1 protein-coding gene is annotated in these 957 nt (G+C 38.6%); it reads left to right on the top strand.

The window, feature by feature from the left end:
* Positions 1-246 precede the first annotated feature (246 nt).
* A complete protein-coding gene (locus QVO39_RS00025; protein WP_021902482.1) occupies positions 247-606 on the top strand; it encodes a TetR/AcrR family transcriptional regulator in 360 nt (119 codons plus the stop codon).
* Positions 607-957: the final 351 nt, after the last annotated feature.

Here is a 957-nt window from a genome sequence, read left to right as displayed (position 1 = left end):
CTGCGTGCCTTGACCTGTGCCTATTTAGCACGAACCTCTGCCGAGGTCCTTAATCATAGACACCCCGCTAAAAACCATATGGTAAGAACTTTCTAATGCGTAACCCATGACATTTCTCCTAAGTTCTAAACCGAAGTGCATTATTTGAGGTGCTAGGGACTACCTTTTTCACGGCTTATTTGGTAGTTTAATTTCTTATGTCTAACTTAGCATTCGGAAAGAATATTATTACAGTAGTACTAATCTATGATAAGTAAGAGTGAAGAACGTAGGAATCAAATACTCGTAGGGGCATTCAAACTCTTTTGGGTGAAGGAGTATGCGGATGTCACTACGGCGGATTTGGAAGAAATAATTGGATTGTCTAGAGGAGCTATATACTATAAGGTAAAGAACAAAGAAGGACTATATAGAGCGGTCATTGACAAATTCGTCTTTGAACTTCTATCTAACTCCTTAGAGAGAGAAGAACTTGCATCAAATGAGACGCCATTTCTTAGCTTTATTATGAACGAATTAAATCTCATGAAAGAGCGGATGAATTCTGTAAGGAACTCCCTTATAGATGCGAATTCCACAAGAAGCCATTTCTTAGCTTTATTATGAACGAATTAAATCTCACGAAAGAGCGGATGAATTCCGTAAGGAACACCCTTATAGATGCGAACTCCACGGAGTATATCAACCTACTATCCTCTGCCAAATTTCATTACGAAGGGTTTAATGATAGGTGCAAAGCTTTGGAACAAGAAATAACACAAATGTGGCTAACATATTACGAGAAAGGTCTCTCTGCCGGAGAACTGAATCAAAGCATTGACCCGCCCCTGGTCGTATCTATGTTTCGATCTTTATACTATGGAGATTCGTTTATCCAATCCATAACAGGGAATGAGTTGGAGATTGACGAATTGAAAAAGAAATACTTACTGCTATATAATTCTATACGCTTATGAG

Source organism: Porphyromonas sp. CAG:1061, assembly GCF_000435035.1.
GTDB classification, from domain to species: domain Bacteria; phylum Bacteroidota; class Bacteroidia; order Bacteroidales; family Porphyromonadaceae; genus Porphyromonas_A; species Porphyromonas_A somerae.
Note: the sequence above shows the minus strand (reverse complement) of the source record. Positions and strands in the feature narration are given on the sequence as shown.